Here is a 21,416-nt window from a genome sequence, read left to right on the forward strand (position 1 = left end):
GCGAGCTGGCTCAATCGGGCGCCATACGACTCAGACATTCAGCTCGTAAAACTGGATGATTTCCATCATCGCCCGCTGCGCTTCATCGTCGCCCTTTATCAAAATGTCTTCGACATCCCTCAATGGCGGAAGCGGGTGCAGACGTTCAGCAATTTGCCCTGCGGTGTAGTCCTGAATCGTTGCTCCTTGGCTGACTCTTATGAAGCCGATAGCGCTTTCACCTGCGGCGAAATGATTGGAAACCCGGATTTTCGGTGCCATGCCGTAATCCACCACGATCACCAGATCATCGCGATCACGGTGAAATTTCAGGTTGTCGATGGTCAGCCTGCGCTCGGAAAAATCGATTCCATCCAGGCCACCTCCGCTGTTGATGACCACATCTCTGCCGAGGCCATCGTATCGGTAGATATCATTTCCAGCGCCGCCGGACAGTGTGTCGTTGCCCGCCCCCCCCAGCAGCAGATCATCAGCGGGGCTGCCCGTGAGCAGGTCATCACCCTGCATGCCGCGAATCTCTCCGGCGCCGGTTATCGTGTCGTTGCCACGACCGCCCACCAAGGGAAGTGCTCGTCCGTCTCGCAAGGCAGTGAAACGCGTGGGATTGCTGACGATGACGCCAGTATGAGAAGTATCGGGCGCGGGGCTCAGCTGACTTGATTCCAAGAGTTGCTTCACACTTACGACCGACCCATCGCCGAACTTTACGAGCTCAATCCCGGCCCCCTCAAGTTCACCGTTGAGGGGCAAGACGATGCGGACTTTCTGCGTCCCGCCCCATTGGATATCGAGAGTCGGATGGAGCATTTTCGCCCTCGGCGGATTGCGGTAAGCCGCGCGACCTGGGTTGGGCTCCAGCTCGACATGGGTGGTTTCTATCAACGCAGCACCCCAGCTCAAGTGCAGTGCATCGCGCTGTGCATCTGCTGGCAGAACGACCGTGTCCTGATCGATCAATCCGAACTCGTCTTTCCACCCCGCAGCGCCAACTTCTGCTCGGTGGAAAACCGGGTTCGGTACATCCGCAATCGTGGTGGTCGCTCCGGCGTGCGCTTGGACGATGTAGGTGTCGGCACCGTCTTCGCCGTAGAGCCAATCGTCACCTGAGCCGCTGAGCAGATAGTCGGCGCCCTCGGAGCCCAGCAAGGTATCGTCCCCTGCCCCTGCGGATAAATACGCGCCCGGTGTTCTGTCACCGACAGTACCGTAGTCGAGTGGGGAGCCTGCATAAGCGACGATCAGATCATCTCCCGCACCGCCGTGAAAAACGTTCTCCACTTCGATATTGACTCGCCCACCGACGTCGTCGCCTTGGACGATTTTGTTTTTGAACGTTGTGCTCTCGGCATCCCAACGGAATTCCCTGCGCACGGTTTCGCTCGAACTGAAACTTGCCGCCGGATAAACGTACCAGCCTTCAAGGGCGCCGGACTCCTGCCGGTCTTCAACCAATACATCTGCGATATTGAATGAAAAACCGTTGGCAGAACCGGATCGATAATAGCGAGGCGCCAAGCTTGAGGAGGGCATTGTTCCCTCGGCTTTCACCTGTTTATGTTCGACCCGCGTTGTGGTTTTCGACTGCCTTTCACTGACTACGGCTCGCCCGCCATCAGCTTTCATCCACTGCGGCGTTTCAGACAGTGAACCTGCTTCGACGCTGTGATCGATCAGCTCAGTGTGGGTGGTGTAACCGGTGTCGCTGGTGGTGATATGACTGCGAACCCAGAACCCTTGTTCATTCAGGGTAAAACCAGTGGCGTGTCTGCGGGCGGAGCGTTTTGAATTGATTTGCGCGAGGAATTCCTCGGTCCAGTCAACCGTTTGAACAGATGCCACTGGGCGTGGCTTCGGAGCAGTTACATCGTCTGACTGAAGCGGGTCCTCAACTCTGCTTTCAACGGTTCCTGGGGCGGTTACACCTTCCGGTACGGGTAACTCAGGCACCTCCATCTGCGGCAATGTTTTGTGCAAGACATCGTCATAACCCAGTACCACGCCGTCGCTGAAACTGAATGTGGAGTCCTTCCACTTCTCGTGATTCTTGATGAGTATCGCGTCGCCCATGCCATTGGCCAGTCGCAACACCGTGCCGACGGTAACTTCGATAACGTCGGCCTTCAGGCTTTGCGCGGAAAACCCTGCACCGAACCTGATGATGTTGCGGCCACCAGAATCGGTAACAACATCCAGGCCATCGCCAGTGCCGAAATAATAAATGTCAGCACCCTCCAGCCCGTCCAACACGTCGTGACCGGGACCGCCATCAAACACGTTGTCGCCGGAATCACCGCGAAGGTAGTCCGTGCCTTCTGCGCCCAGCAACGTGTCGTTGCCGGCGCCACCGAGCAACGTGTCGTTACCTGAGCCACCGTCCAGATAATCGGCATTCAGCTCGGTTTCAGCGCTATTTTCGTAATCGCCGGCAAGAATGTCGTCGCCCGCGCCGCCGTACAGTGTGTCGGCACCGAAGCCACCCTGTAAGGTATCGTTTCCTTCGCCGCCCTGAAGCAGGTCATTGTTGATTCCGCCCGGCTGCAGGTCAGACACATCGCCATCCAGGAAATCCGCTCCTGCCCCACCCAGCAGCGTGTCCGACCCCCCCATGCCACGCAGCGTGTCGTCCCCCGCACCGCCATCGAGGAAGTCGTTACCCTGATAACGAACAGGATGGTCAGGGCTATCGCCGATCAGATCGTCATTACCTTCGCCGCCGAAGATCAGATCATCGCCACCGCCGCCCCAGAGCCTGTCGTCACCGGGACCACCGTCTAGCAGATCATCGCCAAAAAAATCTGCGGCGTTACCGTTGACGCCGTCGATTACGTCGTCATCACCCTGCAAAGTGTCGTTGCCAAGGCCGCCATACAACGCGTCGCTGCCACCGTTACCGGCGAGCAAGTCATCACCGCTACCGCCGTCCAGCACATCGTTGCCATGATGCTTGCTGGGTAGACCACCGCCCCAATCGAGATTGTCACCGAGCATCGTGTCATCGCCGCTGCCACCGGCCAGGGTGTCGTTCCCTTGCTCGCCTTCGAGCAAATCGTCGTCAGCCCCGCCGTCGAGCAGGTCCTGACCCCAGCCGCCGTCGATGAAGTCCTTGCCACCTTGCCCATACAGCACGTCATCACCGCCCTCGGATGCGCTGTTTGTCGAGGCCTTTGAATAGACCGTTCGATGACTGGTGACACCGCCAGCTATGGCGACGTCAGCGCGCTTGACCGCCCAACCCTGCTCCAGCGCACCGGTGGTTTCGTCTCCGGATAAAACGTCGTCGCCAGCGCCACCGATCAAGGTATCCCGGTCATTGCCACCGAGCAGAACGTCTCGCGATGCCGTCCCGATAAGCAAATCGTCGCCTTGCCCGCCGTCGAGCCAGTCGCCGCGACTTGCCTTGCCCTTGGCGTCACCGTCGGCCATGGCCTTTTCGATTGTCGTCTCTTTGTCGCCGAATAATCGATCGTCTCCAGCCTTGCCGAACAATCGATCAGAACCACCCAGGCCGAGAACAACGTCGTCTGCAGCGGAACCGTAAAGTACGTCGGCCTTGTTGCGCTGTTTTACCTTGGGCAGCAGCACAACGTTGCCCAGCTCATCAAAGGAGGGTTGATCGCCGGGGGTAGTGGGATCAGCGTCTTTGGCTTTCCAGTCGCCCTGAAGTGTCAGATCTGCAACGCTGACCGGCTGCCGCTCATGGTCGGGGAGTCGGATGCCAAGCATCCCGGGCTGGAAGTTCTTGATCACCACCAGATCGCTCTGGCCGTATTTGATGTTGAGCGTGTCTTCAATGAGCGTCAGGGTGATTGCCTGATCCTCGGTAGACCAAATGTTGCTCGAAGGTGTGCGGCGCTTCAGCGTGGGGATCGGCACACCGTTGATCCACAGCTGCCCATTGGCATTGGCATCGAAAATCTCATCAATGCCATCGCCGCTGAAGAACTCGTAGCGGTCACTGCCCTCGCCTCCGATCAAAGTGTCGTTGCCCTTACCTCCGATCAGCACATCATCACCGCCCATTGCGTACAGCGCATCATTGCCATCGCCTCCGCTCAGCGAGTCATTGCCGCGACCGCCTTCAATGACATCGTTACCCGCCAATCCGGCGATCGAGTCTTTGCCCTCGCCGCCATACAGATGATCGGCATTGCTGCCGCCGGCGAAAGATCGCCCATCGTCATCACCGAACGTGACCAGCGGGTTCAACACACCGGTGGTCATTGTCGCCTGTCTGCCTGAGGCGAGATCGGAGTAGGAAAACCTCTGCAGCGAATGTTCACCGAACGAGCCCTGGGTTCGGGCAATCAACCGCGCCAGCATCTGCGCACGATCCGCCAGCCACTGCGCGGTGATAAAGCCTTCGCCAGTGTGAGGATGGTAAAGCTCGAGGTTGCGACCGGGATAACCGTCGGCACGTTCTATGACGACTTCACTGAGTTGCTGTAAGGAATTGCGCAACGCCAGGCCGAGCGGTGTCTCCTCGCCTGCCAGTTTCGCCCATGCACTCGCATTGCCAAACTCGCCGATTGTTCGGGTGACGATGCTTTGCGACTGCTCTGGGGAGAATGCCGAGAAGAATGCGTAAGCGTTGCTGGCGAAGGTCTCGTTGGAGGTGGGTGAAGCAGCAGAATCGCCGTCGTAAGTGCGCCTGAATGTGTCGAGAAATTCGTTCTGGCCGTAGCGCAAGATCAGGTCGACCACGGCGGCGACAGGTGTGCCTTTCACTACATGCTGGATCAGTGGATTCACACTGCCACTGGCTAGAGCAATGTTGATCTGCTCCGGCACCACTGAAAGCAGACTTTGCAGTGGGTTGATGCCGAAATTGCTGATCGCCGCTCGCAGGCCGACGCTGTAGGAGTCGATGGCGAAGAGAATGTTTTTATAGTCGTCGAGCCGGTTGGCCTTTGCCTGAATGGGTGGGCCGTCAACTTCCGTATCCGGTTCGCCCGCAGAGATCAGTCTCCACGTTTCATAGGGAGGTTTGCCGCCCAGCAGGCTGAACCCGACCGTTCCGGACCAACCGGCATTACGCTTAACGGCCGTGTCTTCCTCGCCGCAAACCTCCTTGAACAGTGCCTCGCCAATGGCGCTGGCATCGATTTCTGCGATCTGGCTGATCGACGGAACGGTCCAGGGCGCCAGTTGACCGGCGAGGGACCCGTTGATCAGGGTATTGATGAAATTGACGGCAACCTGGTTAGATGAAAGCTGCATCAGGTCTTCACTGAAAATTGTATTCAGTCTGAGTTCACCTTGCCGCGAGGTGTAACCACGAATCAGCGCCGAGTAGGCACCGTTTCCACCGTTGGCATCAATAGCCACGGCCAGCCAGAGCCTGGCATTTTTCAGCACTTCTCCAGCCTCTTTATCGACAGCGAAAACCTCAGAAATTTTTTCGCCAATAATATCGAACAGCTTTTGATACAGAGGAGCGCAGCTGGCTCCTGCTAGTTTCAGCGCATCGTACTGAATTTGTTTTGAGCGCAGCCTCATTCCTTTGCAAATATTGGCTGCGTTGAAAATTTCTGTTTTTTCCATATCGCTAAAAACATAACTCATTGTTACTTCCTTGTAATAACAGAGCGTGAAAGATAATCACTGAGATACTTGAGCATCTCAGGTGCTTCGCGTAATGACGCTAGTCCGAGACCTACGCTCCCGTGTCCCCCAGCGAAGTCGAAGTTATCCAGATTGATAGTGCAGAAAAAATTCAATTTTCCGAAATCAAGGTTTTCCAATTCAGCTCTGCTGAACCGTGCCAGTTTCTCGTCAGTCAGTTGTTCCTCCGAAGCCGGACGAATCAAGCCATCACAGTTGATCAACCGAGGGGTTCCATCTCGCCGCGGCCAGCCAGTAATGACAAACGTTCTGACCGAATCTTCATTCTTGAAATGCGGCGGAGGTGCATCCAGCCAAATCTCCAGCCCCGGATAATTTTTCAATTTCACGATCAACTCATCCGGCCAGTTGACGTGCCGATAACCGCGCTCATGGGGCTCGGTGGTTTCTTTTCTGGTAAAAAGTCCGGCATTCAATTTATAAAGCCGCCAACTTTTGGGTATCGGCTCCAGGCGCAGATCCTGGTAACGGTGCAGTCCCGCGCCGGTCCACCAGAAAAACCCCTTCAGAGCAATTGCCAGGCAAGCCTTCTTATTCACCATTTCAGGCATGCCAACGTAAAACTCCGGGACCAGCGTCTTATCCACATAGGCACCGCCTAATATCGGCACCTGCTTCATGCTCGCCAGCTTGTTCTGACAGGCTTTCTCGTTTGCCTGGTGAATAGCCGCCGACTCGGCGGATTGTTCTTTTTGAATATAAAATTCCGCTACGCAGTAACAGACATACACGAACAGGCCATACTTCAATAACCTTTTGAACCATTTGATCGCCTGCTTACGCCACTTCCTGGACATTTCAACCCTCCCGATCAAACTGCGGAACGGTTGATATATCGTCATGCCCGGACATCGCCCTTTCAAAAATCTCAAAGTATTGGCTCACGCCCGATTTCACACTGAACCGACTTGCCGTCAACTTCGCAGCGCTGGCAAGACCATCGTACTCACCCGCCGACTTCAAAACCTTGCACACACTTCTGGCAAATCCTTGATGGTCGAAGAAATCCACCAACACTCCATTAATCCCATCAACGATCACTTCCTTGACCGGGGCCGTATCCGACGCAATGACCACGCAACCAGACGCCATCGCCTCCAGTAACGACCACGACAAAACAAACGGATACGTCAAATAAACATGGACTTTCGAACACTGCAGGACCGCTCGATAAGTCTGGTAAGAAAGCTTTCCTGTGAAATGCACTCTGGAGTGATCAAAACTTACTTCCGCCTCCATCCTGCGGCGCCAGCTTGCATACCCGACCGGCTTACTCCCATAACTGACGTCATCACCGCCAACCACGATGATTTGCGCATCGGGGCACTGAGCCTGAATATGCGGAATCGCTCGCATGAAACTGTGGAACCCGCGATAAGGCTCGAGATTTCTGGCGACGTAGGTAACGATCGGCTGTCCCGCTTTGAGCTCGATTCCATTGGGCAACCTGACTGCCCCGACTGTTGCCAGGTCAGAACCTTGAATGACACCTTCATGAATGACCCGGATTGCCGACCGGTAAGCGGCCGGAAAAAGGCTGCGTTGCCACTGCGTAGGCGAAATTGCGATATCACATTGTTCAAGATTCAAAAGATGCAGCGAATTGAGCACTCGCAGCCGTGACGAATCCGCCGTGGCCCGCGCAAACTCAGGGTCGAAGCCGGAATCGGCACCCTGCGCACGATAGTAGTACTCGCAATAGTGGATAAGCGGCGTATCGGGATAGACGTCCTTGGCGAACAGCGTCTCTCCCCATCCGGGATGAGCGAGAATCGCGTCTGGTCGATAACCCGACCGTTTCAGCCTGCTCAGGATTGCGAAAACCTGCTGCCCATCCATCACGGCTTGTTCGTAGCGAATCAGATAGGGGTGCATATTGCCGGGCGCTCGGCTGGTCGCTCGATAGCGATAGATTTTCACCCCGACGACGCCCGGTGCCGTGTCCCGGCCTATCGCCACAACCTCGTCATGCCGGGCCATCGCCGCCAGCACCACATGGCGGAACTGACCCGGAAAATTTTGGTGAATAACCAGAAGCTTCATAGCGCTAACGTCCATTTTTCGCCGCTATTGAGCTGAGGATCTCTCACGTCGTTCGGCATCCACAAACGCTAACAAATGCCACGAAATGAAACTGTAGGACGCTTCCGGGAATCCCTTGGGAGAAGGCGAATGAAACGACTTTTCGACGGGCAAAAAAAAGCGGCGCCTGATGCGCCGCTTGTTTGTTTACGGTTAATTACCAGCGGTTGCCACGGCCGTTGTAGTCACGGCGACCGCTGTGGCGATCGTAGCTGCCGCGGCCACGGTGGTCGTTGTCCCAACCGCCGCGACGGTGGCCGTCCCAACGTCCGCGATCATTGCCGTGCCAGCGACGGCTTTCGTAATAGCGTGGGGCCGGTTGATAGTGACGGGGGGCCTGGTAATAGCGCGGTTGCTGGTAGTACCGCGGCGCTGGCTGGTAATAGCGCGGCTGGGTGTAATAGGTGCCGCCGCTACGGTAATAGGAGCCGCCACCGCTGTAATAGGCCGGTGCGGGTGATGTGTAGACCTCTGACCTGTAGTAGCTGTCTCCGTATGAATATGGGACGCATCCGCCAAGGGAAAAAAGCATCACGGCAAGCAGTACGATTCGGCGATACATGGCGGCCTCCTGGACCGCGGGTTGGCCACACCAGCGACGCTGGCAGGCGACAGTCAACAATTCTGTGACTGTCGAAAAATCAGACAGCGTTTTCCGAATCTGGTGCGTTCCTGCAACAAGTTGAAACAAGTGATTATGAAATCCTGTTTACCTCACGGAGATTAGTTTCACAGGCGATCATTTGACTGATACCGAGCCGATCACCAATTTCGCCATCACCACAATCAGCTTTTCTATCCGGTAGACGGATGCGATTTCCCTGACACACCGCTGAGTCATATCCCCCGCCATTTCAGGCACAAATCCCGCAGTGTTTTCCCGACCATCCCACTAGAATGCATCCCATCGGGCCACTGCCAACGGATCTGCCATGCCGCTTCGTTCTCCCTTGTACTCGCAACGTTCACTGGTGCTCACCTTGGTCGCCCTGCTCGGCGCCGGGTTTCTCGCCACCTCGCTGTTGAGCTATTTCGCGTCCCGCGCGTCGATCCGCGACAACATCGTCAACACCGAACTGCCGTTGACCTCCGACACGGTCTATTCGGAAATCCAGAAAGACCTGGTCCGGCCGATCCTGATTTCTTCGATGATGTCCCGCGACACATTCATGCGCGACTGGGTGGTCAACGGCGAACAGAACCCCGAGCAGATGACCCGTTACCTCGACGAAGTCATGACCCATTACGGCGCCTACACCGCATTCTTCGTTTCCAATGCCACGCTCACCTACTACCACGCCAAAGGCGTGCTCAAGCAGGTCAAAATCGAAGAGCCGCGCGATGCCTGGTATTTCCGCGTACGCGACATGCGGGATCCGTACGAGATCAACGTCGACCCGGATCTGGCCAACAAGGACAACCTGACGTTCTTCATCAACTACAAGGTCTACGACTACCACAACCGCTTCATCGGCGCCGCGGGTGTGGGCCTGACCGTGGACGCGGTGATCAAGCTGATCGACAAGTATCAACAGCGCTATCAACGCAGCGTGTACTTCGTCGACACCTTCGGCCGTCTCGTGTTGACCGGTGCCGAGGGCGGCCCGGAAGGCGCGCACATCGGCCAGGGCCTCGGCGAACTGGAAAGCATGAAAAGTCTTGTCAGCCAGTTGCCCAAGCCGCACAGCGGCAGTTACGAATACTCCACCCACGGCCAGGGACATTTTCTCAACGTGCGGTTTATCCCCGAGTTGAACTGGTACCTGTTCGTCGATAAACGCGAGGACGGCGCGCTGAGCGAAATCCGCCAGTCGCTGTATCTCAATCTGCTGATCTGCCTGCTGGTGACGCTGATAGTGCTGGCGCTGCTCAATCGGGTGATCAAACGCTTCCAGGCGAAGATTCAGGCACATGCCACCCTCGACAGCCTCACCGAACTGCCGAATCGACGCGGCTTCGACATTCTTGCCGCGCAGGCACTGCACGAGGCTCAACGCGAAACCCGGCCGCTGACCGCTTTGCTGCTTGACCTCGACCACTTCAAGACGTTGAACGATACTTACGGGCACATGGCCGGCGATCAGGTGTTGATCGGGTTCGCCCGCGATCTGCAAAGTTGCCTGCGCCATGCCGATATCGTCTGCCGCTGGGGCGGTGAAGAATTCATCGTTCTGTTGAAAGACACCGACGGCGAGACCGCGCAGAAAATCGCCGAAAAAATCCGTCAGCACGTCGAGCAACACGAATATGCCTACGACGGCCACAGCCTGCATCTGACGGTGAGCATCGGCGCCACCACCGTGCAACGCGATGACACCTTGCACAGCCTGCTGTCCCGGGCCGATCATGCGATGTACCGCGCCAAGCAATCCGGGCGCAACCGCACCTGCATGGAAATGCCGCACTCGACCTATGCCTGATCTCAACGTCAAACCCGAACACTGCCCTGCGTGTGGCGCCCGCAACGACTGCAGCCTCGCCGACCCGCGCACCGCCGACCGCGAATGCTGGTGTTACGGCGTAACCATCGATCCGGCAGTGCTCGAGGCGCTGCCGTTCGAGCTGCGCAATCAAGCCTGCCTGTGCCCGCGCTGCGCGCAGGTCGAAGCGCAACTGCAAGCAGGCCGGCGGCCGATCCCGTAAGATGCGCGACCCTTTTTACGTTGAATTCTGACCATGCGCGTCGACCGTTTCCTCAGCAATCTGCCCCGCTACAACCGTCAGCAGGTTCGCCTGTTGCTGGTGGAAAAGCGCGTGCGGATTGACGGAAAAATCGTCAGCGACCCGCACAGTGAGGTACTGGAATTCAGCCGGGTCGAAATCGACGATGAGGTGCTGCAAAGCGGCAAACCGGCGCGCTATTTCATGCTGCATAAACCGCCGGGTTGCGTCAGCGCCACCCGCGATCCGCAGCATGCGACCGTGCTCGACCTGCTCGATGAACCGGACAAGGAAGAGCTGCACATCGCCGGGCGTCTGGACTTCAATACCACCGGGCTGATGCTGATCACCAACGACGGCGCCTGGTCGCGGCGACTGACGCAGCCGCAAACCAGACTGCCGAAGGTCTATTACGTCGAAACCGAGCAGGACATCGACGCAGGCTACGCGCTGAAATTTGCCGAGGGCATCTACTTCGCTTTCGAGGATCTGACCACGCAACCGGCGCATCTGGAGCTGCTCGGTCCACGCTCGGCGCGGCTGAGCATCGTTGAAGGCCGCTACCATCAGGTCAAGCGCATGTTTGGTTTCTTCAACAACAAAGTGCTGCGCCTGCATCGCGAATCCATCGGTGAACTGGCCCTCGACCACGCGCTAAAACCGGGCGAGTACCGCGTTTTACGCACCGAAGAGATCCATTTGTTCTAAGCCCGCTACCACTCAGCCGAAGTTGTCGAACAATTTACCAACCGCACTTGCGTGATCCTGGCTCCCCTGCTTGAATCAGGACGTCGGCCGAAATGTGACCGATTAGTCACCACATACTTCCAAGAAACTTTTTGTCGGTCGTCTGCCCTTAGGGGCTGCGCCTCAGCCGGCAATCTGCCCGCCAATAACAACACCCGTCGACCTGCCGTACCGGATCGACATGGGCCAGCACATTCCAGGCGTATGCCTACCTGTCACAAAGCTCGTGCAATCTCGATTGCGCGCATACCCGCTTGCTTGCCAGGAGTCTTATGACATGAGGCCAGAAATCGCTGTGCTGGATATACAGGGTCAGTATCGGGTTTACACGGAGTTCTATCGCGCAGACGCCGCAGAAAAGACCATCATCCTGGTCAACGGCTCGATGGCCACGACTGCGTCGTTTGCACAGACCGTGAAAAACCTGCACCCGCAATTCAACGTGGTCTGCTACGACCAGCCCTACGCGGGCCGGTCAAAAGCCCACAACCGGCATGAGAAACATCTGACGAAGGAAGTCGAAGGGCAGATTCTGCTGGAGCTGATCGACCACTTTGCTGCCGAGCACGTGCTGTCCTTCTCATGGGGCGGTGCGGCAACATTGGTCGCCCTCGCCCAGCAGCCCCGGCGTATCGAAAAAGCCGTGATCAGCTCGTTTTCACCGGTGATCAATGCACACATGCTCGATTACCTCGAGCGCGGCGTCGACTACCTCGGCAGCCGCGACGGCGACCGGGTCGGCCATCTGGTCAATAACACCATCGGCAAACACCTGCCGTCTCTTTTCAAGCGCTTCAACTATCGCCACGTCAGCAGCCTCGCCGAGCATGAATACGGGCAGATGCACTTTAACATCAACGACGTGCTGCACAGCGATCGACAGTGCTATCTGAACGCGGCGGAAAAAATCAACGTGCCGGTGCTGTTTCTCAACGGCGAATGGGATGAATACACCGCCGCCGAGGATGCGCGCCTGTTCGGCAATCACGTCGCCCACAGCAGCTTCACCACCCTGCAAGCCACCGGGCACTTCCTCGACATGGAGCACAAAGCCGCCTGCCGCGACAGCCAGAACGCCCTGCTCGGCTTTCTGAAACCCGCGCCGCAAGCCAGCCGAACGCGCTACTCGTTTGTGCAGGATCAACATGCAATGGCCATTTGAAACCGCGTCATCGCGGGCAAGGCTGCAAGCCTGAGGTGCCTTACTGCACCGGCGCAGCACTTGCTCGCGATCGACCGATTTCTGCGTGGCAAAGCCATGACGAAGAAAAGAAAACTTCAAATCCGTGGCCGAGTCTGGTACAAAGTCAGCCGCTCTGAGCGGGTATAGTTTAGTGGTAGAACGAAAGCTTCCCAAGCTTTAGATGAGGGTTCGATTCCCTCTACCCGCTCCACCGAATATTGATCTCGCGTTGGGTTGTCTGACGGGGGATGCAGGAATAGAAAAACCGGCCTTGATGGCCGGTTTTTTTGTGTCTGGAATTTGGTGAAAGACGATTTCCAAGGAAAAGCATTTAGCTCCAAAAAAAAACCCAGCGACTCTGAAAATCATCCAGAGAAGGATCGATATCAACGTCGCCCTCCTTCGTTGTAGCGGCGGCCACGTTCGCTCATCCAGTCGCAATGACTGGTTGAGCGATGCGCTGCCGTTTTGCCGCGTTAAACCTCATGGCAAAACACTGCAACACAACCATCTCTCCTAGAAATATGCACGGCCTAGACTGGATTGACCACCTGGCCGGACTGCAGCAATGGCTGCACGGTGGAAAGTCTATTGATCTACGGAGTTCAGTAGGTATAGTAACCACCAAGCACACCACAAGGAGGTGTTGTGAATAGCCGTTTTTTAATCGGACAACTCGTGGCAGACGGGTGGTTTCTGGTGCGCATCCGGGGCAGCCATCATCACTTCAAGCATCCAACCAAACCTGGACTGGTAACAGTGCCGCATCCGAAAAAGGATCTGCTCAAAAAAACGGCCGTCAGTATTTTGCAACAGGCCATGCTCTGAATCCGTTCTCAGCATGGCCATGGAGGATCACGAACATGCTTTACCCGATTGCGATTTCAATAGGCGACGAGGAACACGCCTGGGGAGTTGAGGTGCCGGACCTTCCCGGTTGTTTTTCTGCCGGCGAAGACCTTGATGACGCCGTCGCCATGGCGCGCGAGGCGATCGAAGGTCATTTCGAAATTCTGGCAGACGACGATGCGCCGATTCCACCGGCCAGCAAATTGAGCCTGCATGTCGCCAATCCGAAGTACGCCGGATGTGCGTGGGCGGTAGTGGATATCGACGTAGTCAAATACCTAGGCAAAGCACAGAAGCTCAACATCACTCTGCCAGGGCATTTGCTCAATCGCATTGATGAATACGTCTTGCATCATCCAGAGGAGAAAAGCCGATCGGGGTTTCTGGCTTCGGCGGCGTTGAAAGTTTTGCAGCAAGGTTAAAAATTCTTACCGAAAACCGGCTCTCAGTAGCCGGTTTTTTCATGTCTGACGTTTGCGCCAATGCATCCAGTACATGTCTTGAAATTCAATGTTGAACGCCTGTCCGAGAGGCACATTCAAGATTGCCTCTCCACTCAGTAACGACTAGCATCTCCCATATCGGGAGGAGGCATGGATGCGGATAATTGCAAGAGCGACGCTAAGACAATTTTGGGAAAGCACACCAGCTTATTCTGATGCTCAGACACCTCTCGTTGAATGGTACCGCCACATGGAAAAGGCGATTTATCGAACTCAGCAAGAGGTTAAAGCTGAGCTGCGAACGGTTAGCGTCCTCAAGGGAGCCAGGGTGGTATTCAATATCGGCGGGAATAAATATCGAGTGATTCTGGCGATCGACTACCAACGGCAACTCGGCTTTATCCGCTTCGTTGGGACTAACGCTCAATACGACCAGATCAACGCGGAGACCGTTTAATGAACATCAGACCCATTCGTAGCCCGGAAGACCTGAGCGCAGCATTGCTGCGCATGGAACAGCTGTGGGGTGCAGAAATCGACTCGCCGGAGGGCGATGAGTTGGAAATTCTCGCTCTGCTGATCGAAAAGTATGAGGAGCAGCATTTTCCGATGCCGCCTTCTGATCCCATTGAAGCCATCAAATTTCGTATGGATCAGCAAGGTTTGACACCGCGGGATCTTGAGCCCTTTATTGGCACAAGTGGCCGCGTTTCGGAGGTGCTGAACCGCAAACGCAAGCTGAGTCTGGCGATGATCAAACGTCTGCACGATGGTTTGCGTATTCCTTATGAATGCCTGCTCGCCAGTGTCTGAAGAAAATATATCGCACGAAAAACCGGTCGCAACGACCGGTTTCTTTTTACTCGGAAATCAACGCCGGCTAACCCACCGGCACCACATTATCCAAAACCTGATTCACCGCCAGTTCGCCCAGCATGACGACCTGGGCGATGCCGAGCAGGGTTTTGCGCTGGCTGCCGTCGAGCAAGGCAGCGAAATCGCCGAGCATGACGCTGGCCGAGCCGAGGGATTCGCTGGCGTTGACCAATAGCGACTCGGTGTCGGTGCTCGGGTTGACCTGGAACATGCTGCTGGTCTGGTACGGCGGTGAAGTGGTTTTCGGTGGGATGAGATAGTGGTCGAGGGCGCGTTCGGCGGCTTCGTGGAGTTTTTTTGAGTCGAGGGACTCGTACGGAGAGGCCGGGTCGGTTTCCGGCGGATTTGGCGTTACCTTGAACATGGAATCTTCCTGTAGTGGTAACTGCGACCATCCCGCTGCTATACGAAAGGGTGGCAGCTGTACGCAAGTTAGCAGACCGGTAGGAAGTCCAAAACCCGGCGCACCCGAGGGTGCCATGCGCACAGCCACCATCAAGTGCAGGCGAAGCCTGACTGGAAGGTACATGTGCAACCGTTGGTCAATCCTGGCCGGGCTGCTAAACCCGATCACTGGAAATCAGTGACGCGAACCAAGTTACCGACCGCCCTCCAGGCGCACAAGCCGGCGGATTCTGGCGTACCGGTAGGCAGCGGCGCAAGGATTTGTAGGCATCGGGACGTAACGCGATTCGACTTTAAACAGCCATGGCGCACCACGTGTAAAAGCGCTGGGAAAAGAGAAATTTCTCCGACACATTCAACGCAAACGGATTGAAAGGACACCGTCAACATGACGCAAAACATCTACGATGATCCCGAGTTCTTCCACGGCTACAGCCAGATGAATCGCTCGATCGGCGGCCTCGATGCCGCGCCGGAATGGCCAGCGCTCAAGGCATTGCTGCCGGTCATGCACGGTCTGAATGTGGTTGATCTGGGGTGCGGGTATGGCTGGTTCAGTCGCTGGGCAGTCGAGCAAGGCGCGGCCAGCGTGCTGGGGCTGGACGTCTCCGAGAGGATGCTCGACCGCGCACGGCAATCGACGACCGTCGCGAATGTGCGCTATGAACGCGCCGACCTCGAACACCTCGACTTGCCTGCCTGCAGTTTCGACCTCGCCTACAGCTCGCTAGCACTGCACTACATAACAGATCTCCCGGGGTTGTTCGCGCAACTGTATGCCGCACTCAAACCGGGTTCGCATTTCGTCTTTTCAATTGAACATCCGATTTTCATGGCGCCACGCAATCCGGGTTGGCTGATCGACAACGAAGGTCGCAAGCGCTGGCCGCTGGAAAGCTATCAGATGGAAGGCGAGCGGGTAACGAATTGGTTGGCCGACGGCGTGATCAAGCAGCATCGGACCGTGGGCACGTTGCTCAATACGTTGATCGCAGCGGGTTTCAATATTCGTCACGTCAATGAGTGGGGACCGAGTGACGAAGAGGTCGCAGCGCAACCGGCGTTGGCCGAAGAACGCGAGCGGCCGATGATGATGCTGGTGGCAGTGCAGCGATGATCGGGTTTCATGCTCCGAAAGGCCCCTCACCCTAACCCTCTCCCGGGGGAGAGGGAACCGACCGGGTTGCTTTCGAGAGATGCGCCGACCTGAGATAACGTGGCGAACTCAAGAAACTTAGAGGCGTGATTCAGCGAGTCGCAACAATAAACAAACGCGGAAACGGCAACAGCACCGAGCCGTCGGCCAGCTCTGGATAAGCCTCTGCAACCACCGCGAGATATTGCTGCAGATACTGCGCCCGCTCCTCCTCGGTCAACGGGCTCAGAAAAGGAATCAAACCACTGCCCTTGAACCACTCAACCACCCCCGCCGCTCCGTCCGCCAGTGGATGATGATAAGTCGTGCGCCACACATCGACCCGCGTGCAGTGCGGCCGCAGCATCGAAAAGTACTCGCTGGCACTTGCCATGTCGGTACGCTGTCCCGCAGCGCCTGCAAGCTTGCTCGCCCACGGTCCATCCGCAGCGACTTCGCGCATCAAGCGGTGGGACGGTTCGTTGAGGTTGTCCGGCATCTGGATCGCCAGGCTGCCGCCCTCTGAAAGCTTGCTCGCCAGAGCCGGCAGCAACGAATGGTGATCAGGCACCCACTGCAACACCGCATTGGCGAAGATCACATCGAACGGACCTTGGTCAGCCCATTTGTCGATCTCGGCCACCTGAAACTGCAAATCTGGCAAGCGCTTGCGCGCGGCGGCAATCATGTCTGCCGAACTGTCGAGGCCGCTGACCCTTGCCTCAGGAAACCGCTGCACCAGCAACTCGGTGGAATTGCCCGGCCCGCAACCAATGTCCACCACCGCCCGCGCCTGCGCCGTGGGTATTGCCGCCAGCAGATCTCGGGCCGGGCGGGTGCGTTCATCTTCGAAAGCGACGTATTGCTTGGCAGACCAACTCATTGCGTTCTCCTGTCGGGGCATGGCTTGCAATCGGGAAATGCAGCTGGCCATACCATACAGCGATCAGGCCAATGAGCTCGCTTCGCGTTCAGCGTCCGGTCCCGTTATTTGTAATTAGAATTTTCAGCGCAACGCCGATGTCTGAATTTCAGGCTCCCAAAACAAGGACTTCCATCATGAAATTCGCCAAGATTGCCCAGAAACTTGCCCTGTGGGCCGGTAGCCCGAAGACGTTCATGGGGGCGTTGATTCTGATCGGGTTGTGGGGGTTGAGCGGGCCGATTTTTGGTTACAACGACACGTGGCAGCTGATCATCAATACCTCGACGACGATCATCACGTTCCTGATGGTGTTCCTGATTCAGAACACGCAGAACCGCGATACCGACATTCTGCATTTGAAACTCGATGAGCTGCTGCGGGTGAACAAGGAGGCGCAGAACGCGATGCTCGGGCTGGAGGCGCTGGATTTGAAACAGCTGGAAGCGCTGCGCCGGCATTACCGCGCACTGGGTGAGAATCAGGTGTTTGATCTAGAGGGGCTGGGTGACAAGAGCAAGCCGAAGCAGGATTTGAACGAGTGCTGAACAAATCCAGGGTGTAAACACACTTGTGGGAGCGAGCCTGCTCGCGAAGATGGATGGTCAGTCAAAACCTCATTGACTGACACGCAGCTTTCGCGAGCAGGCTCGCTCCCACAGGGCACGCATCGCATTTCAACTGAAGGTTTCGGTCGCGTTGCAATGATACAGCGAACTCAGCGACTGGCCTGCAACGCGCGGGCCTTCTCCAGATGACTTTGCAATTTCGGCAAGGTCTCATCGGCAAACGCTTTGATCTCAGGCACGTCGGTGGTCTGTGCCTGTTGTTCGATCTGGGTAATCGCCTCTTCGGTGGCTTTGACCTGACTGGCGGCGTAAGCCTGATCGAAGGTTGCGCCGTCCTTCACTTCCGGCATCAACTCTTTGGCCTTGTCGGCTAGTTCCTCGCGGGGCGCAACCGGCAGGTCGAGTTTCTTGGCGATTTTCGCCAGATGCTGGTTGGCCGTGGTGCGGTCGTTGATGACGACGATCGTGTAATCCTTGACCTCTTTCGATTCGGTCTTGCCGTGGGCCAGACGGCTGGCTTCGATGTCGGCCATGCCTTTGGCGGAGGCATCGTTGATGAATTCGGCAGGCGACTGGGCGAACGCAGTGCTGGCGCACAGGCCCAGCAGGGTTGCAAAACTGACGTTACGTAAACGGGTGGCCATCCGGCTCATGGTCGCGCCCTCCTTCGTTGAAAATTCAAGCGGGCCATGTTTCACCCGCTGCTCAAAATATCGCGGCGGACAAGCGTCCGCCTCACTTAGGAATGCTTTGACGGTCAAAGGTTTAGAAAAACCGCCCGGGGCGCGACGAACGGTGCTTGCTCAGCATCAGCCCTTGTTCGGCATCAACCCTGGGAGCGCGTGCACCAGCGCATTGATGGCAAAACCGATAAACATCACGCCGCACAAACGGGTGATCAGCAGTTCGTGACGCTGATACACCGTACGCACTCGTTGCGCGCCAACCACACCGATAAGAATGGCGTAAGCCAGCGCACCGCCGATGAAACTCAGGGCGATCAGCGCAGGCAGCATCGACCAGTTGAGCAACTCGGCACGACTCGACAGCAGCGCGGTGAAGGTCGCCACCGCTACCGGGTACGCCTTGGGATTGGTCAGGCCGAAGACGATGCCGTGCCAGAACGGCTGGCGCGCCGCGCCTTGCGCTTCGTCGCCATTGCGACGCTGGGCACGCACCGCACGCCAGCCGAGCCAGAACAGGTACACCGCACTAAGCACGCCGAGCACATCAAATGCAGTGCTGCCGATTTCCCGCGCGCCAACAATCGCCACCAGCGCTGTGCTGCACCAGATCACATCGCCGAGCAGGTGCCCACACAGAAACCCCGCCCCGGCCCGCCGCCCGTGCGCCGCGCCAATCCCGAACACCGCCAGCACACCCGGCCCGGGCGTGATCCCGTAGATGAAACCCGAAGCCAGAACGGCCAACAGCAATGATGGAGTCATGGAAAACCTGCAAGCGCCAGAATACGTGGCACAAAGTCTATATCAGCCGATCACGTCCGATCACTGCGCGTCGTGAAAACGCCAGTCACATGCCCTTGAAACCTTGCGGCAACACGTACGTTTTGCCGTCGTAGCGCAACGTGGTCAGCACTGGCTTTTCGTGGGTGGTCTTCATTTCGCAACTGTCAGGTGGTCCCTCACCGGCCAGGCCCGTGGTGACTGAGCGGACAATGATATCGGCATAACCATGGGCACCGGTTTTGCCCATCTCGAGCGTGCGCACCGTCTCCGAGCGCTCGCCCGCGCAGTTGCCATCCCATTCGCCGCTGAAGCTGTAGACGACCAAGCGATCCAGCACCGGGCGCAACTTGTCGCCCTCTTTCACATAGAGCGACAGCAACGTTTCATCCAGCGGATTGACGCGTGAGGAGCCTTTGAAATGGGCGCGTACGCCGAATGCACGCAGGTCGGGCGTGAGTTTATAGCGCGCGGTATCCAGTTCCAGACTCTCCAGCCCGATAGCATCGGAGAGAAACGCCGACGGCTGATGATAGGTCGCCAGCGGTTGGGCACTGCCTGCCGAGATGACGGCCAAATCGAGATTGTATGAACCCACCCTGCCGCCGTCGGCATTGACGGGATCGGGCACGAACGTCGAAAGCGCGGTAATCGTCAACTGCGAATAAGCCGGCCAGTCCTTGCACAGAGAAAAATCCGCTTCCCCGCTGATCGCAGGCGGCGTGCAATCGGCCCACGCCTGCCCAGTCATTAACCATCCGTAGAGCACCGCAGCGCTGATCCACATGGACTTCATTGTCAATTCCTGCTCCTTGAAGATATTTCCAGGCGAGCACATTCCCTTTCTGCATCGGAGGATTCAACAGATCAGGCCAGCCACTCTTCTCATGCGTCTGAAGTCGGAATTCGCGAGCAGGCTCGCTCCCACAGGAGAGCGCATTCCAAATATGGGAGCGAGCCGACTGGCGAAGGCGTCATCACAGACGCCGCCAATCTCAATACTTGTCCAGCGTCCGCAACTTCTGCGGCAAGCCCCACAGCAGCAATGCTGCAGCGATCAGCGCGGCGACGCCGATGACGTACAGCGCCGGGGTGGTGCTGCCGGTGAGGTCCTTGATGCGTCCGACCATGACCGGGCTGACGATCCCGCCGAACTGCCCCAGGGTATTGATCACCGCGATCCCGCCTGCCGCGCCGGCACCGGCACCTGCGAGCAACTTCGGTGGCAGGGTCCAGAAGCTCGGGATCGAAGCGATGATGCCCGCACCGAGCAGCCCGAGCGCGACGATCAGGAATGTCGTGTGGCTGGCGAAGATCCCCGCGCTGAAGAAGCCGATCGCGCCGACGATCACCAGCCCGGCGACGAACTTGCGCCGCTCACCGGTGGCGTCTGACAAGCGTCCGATCACGACCATGCTGATCGCCCCGCAGATGTACGGGATGGCGGTCAGCAGGCCGATCATCACCGGGCCTTCGGTGCCGGCGCTGCGAATCAATTGGGGCGCCCAGAAATTCAGGCCGTAGGACGCGACCTGGATCAGGAAGTAAATCAAACCCAACGTCAGGAAACCGGGGATTTTCAGCGCCGCGAGCAATGAGCCGCCGCTTTTGTGCGGCTCGTGATGGGCGATGCGGCTGGAAAGCAATTTCTTCTCGTCAGCGGTCAGCCAGTGCGCATCCTCGATGCGGTCTTTGAGCTGGGTGAGCACGAGAAAACCGAGCGCGATGCACGGCACGCCACCGAGCAGGAACAACCAGTGCCAGCCGCGCATCTGCAATACGCCGTCGAGGTGTTGCAGCACCAGCCCGGAGAACGGCGCGCCGACCAGTCCGGCGAATGCCGAGGCGAGAAACAGCATCGATGTGATGCGGCCACGGAAGTGCTGTGGAAACCAGAGTGTCAGGTAATACAGCACGCCGGGGGCGAACCCGGCTTCCATCGCGCCGATGACAAAGCGCAGCGCATAGAACTGCCATTCGCTGTTGACGAAGACCATCGCCGCCGTCGCCACGCCCCACGACATCATGATCCGCGCAATCCAGCGCCGTGCGCCGACCTTGTACAGCATCATGTTGCTCGGCACTTCGAACAGCACGTAACCGACCACGAACAGCCCGGCGCCGAGACCGTAGGCGGTGTCGCTCAGGCTCAGGTCGGTCTGCAACTGGAATTTGGCGAAGCTGATGTTGATGCGATCGAAAAAGGCGAACAGGTAGCAGACCATGATCAGCGGCATCAGGCGCCAGGCGACTTTGCTGACCAGGGCTTTCTCGGCGTCGTGATCGACGGACGGACTCACGCCCGCCTCCATTACATTGAGGCTCATAGTTTTTCTCCAGGCGGACTGCCGATGGGCGTCCGATTGTTTTTGTTGTCTGGTATGCGGTTTCAACTGTAGGAGTGAGCCTGCTCGCGATAGCGGTGTGTCAGGCAACCTATGCGGCGCCTGATACAC

At 57.3% G+C, this 21,416-nt stretch carries 20 protein-coding genes and 1 tRNA gene; 11 read left to right on the forward strand and 10 right to left on the reverse strand.

The features are described 5' to 3' along the window. Positions 1-30: 30 nt before the first annotated feature. From DCO47_RS27455 to DCO47_RS07755, 4 genes are all read right to left on the reverse strand, one after another. Positions 31-5,562 carry a calcium-binding protein gene (locus DCO47_RS27455; protein ID WP_116657849.1) on the reverse strand — a complete coding sequence of 1,844 codons (5,532 nt, stop codon included), beginning with the start codon at positions 5,560-5,562 and terminating at the stop codon, positions 31-33. 2 nt (positions 5,563-5,564) lie between these two features. After that, entirely contained in the window at positions 5,565-6,419 is an 855-nt protein-coding gene (locus DCO47_RS07745; protein WP_065615199.1) for a hypothetical protein, read from the reverse strand. Between the two features lies 1 nt (position 6,420). Then, positions 6,421-7,665: a glycosyltransferase family 4 protein gene (locus DCO47_RS07750; protein ID WP_116657850.1), complete on the reverse strand. Its 1,245-nt coding sequence runs from the start codon at positions 7,663-7,665 to the stop codon at positions 6,421-6,423. 196 nt (positions 7,666-7,861) lie between these two features. After that, positions 7,862-8,266 carry a hypothetical protein gene (locus tag DCO47_RS07755; protein ID WP_065615200.1) on the reverse strand — a complete coding sequence of 135 codons (405 nt, stop codon included), beginning with the start codon at positions 8,264-8,266 and terminating at the stop codon, positions 7,862-7,864. Positions 8,267-8,636: 370 nt separating this feature from the next. Here DCO47_RS07755 and DCO47_RS07760 point away from each other — a divergent pair, with 370 nt between their 5' ends. From DCO47_RS07760 to DCO47_RS07805, 9 genes are all read left to right on the forward strand, one after another. After that, positions 8,637-10,124 (forward strand): sensor domain-containing diguanylate cyclase, encoded by a 1,488-nt coding sequence (locus DCO47_RS07760; RefSeq protein WP_042608152.1) that lies wholly within the window; start codon positions 8,637-8,639, stop codon positions 10,122-10,124. After that, on the forward strand, positions 10,117-10,347 hold the full coding sequence (locus tag DCO47_RS07765) for a cysteine-rich CWC family protein (RefSeq protein ID WP_064362599.1): 231 nt from the start codon (positions 10,117-10,119) through the stop codon (positions 10,345-10,347). The genes DCO47_RS07760 and DCO47_RS07765 overlap by 8 nt, the downstream gene beginning before the upstream one ends. 33 nt (positions 10,348-10,380) lie before the next feature. Next, positions 10,381-11,073, forward strand: coding sequence for a pseudouridine synthase (locus tag DCO47_RS07770; protein WP_083353378.1), 693 nt, complete (start codon positions 10,381-10,383; stop codon positions 11,071-11,073). 316 nt (positions 11,074-11,389) lie between these two features. Beyond that, a complete protein-coding gene (locus tag DCO47_RS07775; protein ID WP_116657851.1) occupies positions 11,390-12,274 on the forward strand; it encodes an alpha/beta fold hydrolase in 885 nt (294 codons plus the stop codon). Positions 12,275-12,432: 158 nt separating this feature from the next. After that, positions 12,433-12,506: transfer RNA gene (locus DCO47_RS07780), tRNA-Gly, on the forward strand. Positions 12,507-12,943: 437 nt separating this feature from the next. After that, positions 12,944-13,123: a type II toxin-antitoxin system HicA family toxin gene (locus tag DCO47_RS07790; protein WP_082367752.1), complete on the forward strand. Its 180-nt coding sequence runs from the start codon at positions 12,944-12,946 to the stop codon at positions 13,121-13,123. A 35-nt stretch (positions 13,124-13,158) separates the two neighbouring features. Continuing rightward, on the forward strand, positions 13,159-13,566 hold the full coding sequence (locus DCO47_RS07795; RefSeq protein WP_064362606.1) for a type II toxin-antitoxin system HicB family antitoxin: 408 nt from the start codon (positions 13,159-13,161) through the stop codon (positions 13,564-13,566). A 175-nt stretch (positions 13,567-13,741) separates the two neighbouring features. After that, positions 13,742-14,044 (forward strand): type II toxin-antitoxin system HigB family toxin, encoded by a 303-nt coding sequence (locus DCO47_RS07800; protein WP_116657852.1) that lies wholly within the window; start codon positions 13,742-13,744, stop codon positions 14,042-14,044. Further along, the gene (locus tag DCO47_RS07805; RefSeq protein ID WP_042608155.1) at positions 14,044-14,400 is read left to right on the forward strand and encodes a type II toxin-antitoxin system HigA family antitoxin; all 357 of its coding nucleotides are present in this window, start codon (positions 14,044-14,046) and stop codon (positions 14,398-14,400) included. Before DCO47_RS07800 ends, DCO47_RS07805 begins: the two co-directional genes overlap by 1 nt. A gap of 67 nt (positions 14,401-14,467) precedes the next feature. On the opposite strand, the gene DCO47_RS07810 is transcribed toward DCO47_RS07805, so the two are convergent. Then, on the reverse strand, positions 14,468-14,827 hold the full coding sequence (locus DCO47_RS07810; RefSeq protein WP_039760852.1) for a DUF6124 family protein: 360 nt from the start codon (positions 14,825-14,827) through the stop codon (positions 14,468-14,470). Positions 14,828-15,256: 429 nt separating this feature from the next. Here DCO47_RS07810 and DCO47_RS07815 point away from each other — a divergent pair, with 429 nt between their 5' ends. Beyond that, positions 15,257-15,985, forward strand: coding sequence for a trans-aconitate 2-methyltransferase (locus DCO47_RS07815; protein WP_116657853.1), 729 nt, complete (start codon positions 15,257-15,259; stop codon positions 15,983-15,985). Between the two features lie 130 nt (positions 15,986-16,115). Here the strand turns inward: DCO47_RS07815 and tam are convergent, their stop codons facing one another. Next, a complete protein-coding gene (gene tam, locus DCO47_RS07820) occupies positions 16,116-16,886 on the reverse strand; it encodes a trans-aconitate 2-methyltransferase (RefSeq protein ID WP_064362613.1) in 771 nt (256 codons plus the stop codon). Positions 16,887-17,062: 176 nt separating this feature from the next. Between tam and DCO47_RS07825 the strand changes: the two genes are divergently transcribed. After that, the gene (locus tag DCO47_RS07825) at positions 17,063-17,473 is read left to right on the forward strand and encodes a low affinity iron permease family protein (protein WP_016771301.1); all 411 of its coding nucleotides are present in this window, start codon (positions 17,063-17,065) and stop codon (positions 17,471-17,473) included. Positions 17,474-17,643: 170 nt separating this feature from the next. On the opposite strand, the gene DCO47_RS07835 is transcribed toward DCO47_RS07825, so the two are convergent. From DCO47_RS07835 to DCO47_RS07850, 4 genes are all read right to left on the reverse strand, one after another. Then, a complete protein-coding gene (locus tag DCO47_RS07835; protein ID WP_042608160.1) occupies positions 17,644-18,147 on the reverse strand; it encodes a DUF4142 domain-containing protein in 504 nt (167 codons plus the stop codon). A 156-nt stretch (positions 18,148-18,303) separates the two neighbouring features. Next, positions 18,304-18,942 carry a LysE family translocator gene (locus tag DCO47_RS07840; RefSeq protein ID WP_042608161.1) on the reverse strand — a complete coding sequence of 213 codons (639 nt, stop codon included), beginning with the start codon at positions 18,940-18,942 and terminating at the stop codon, positions 18,304-18,306. Between the two features lie 85 nt (positions 18,943-19,027). Further along, positions 19,028-19,762 (reverse strand): hypothetical protein, encoded by a 735-nt coding sequence (locus tag DCO47_RS07845; RefSeq protein ID WP_116657855.1) that lies wholly within the window; start codon positions 19,760-19,762, stop codon positions 19,028-19,030. A gap of 193 nt (positions 19,763-19,955) precedes the next feature. Continuing rightward, positions 19,956-21,287, reverse strand: coding sequence for an MFS transporter (locus DCO47_RS07850; RefSeq protein ID WP_116657856.1), 1,332 nt, complete (start codon positions 21,285-21,287; stop codon positions 19,956-19,958). Between the last annotated feature and the right edge of the window lie 129 nt (positions 21,288-21,416).

This window comes from Pseudomonas sp. NDM (genome assembly GCF_003105095.1).
GTDB lineage: Bacteria > Pseudomonadota > Gammaproteobacteria > Pseudomonadales > Pseudomonadaceae > Aquipseudomonas > Aquipseudomonas moraviensis_A.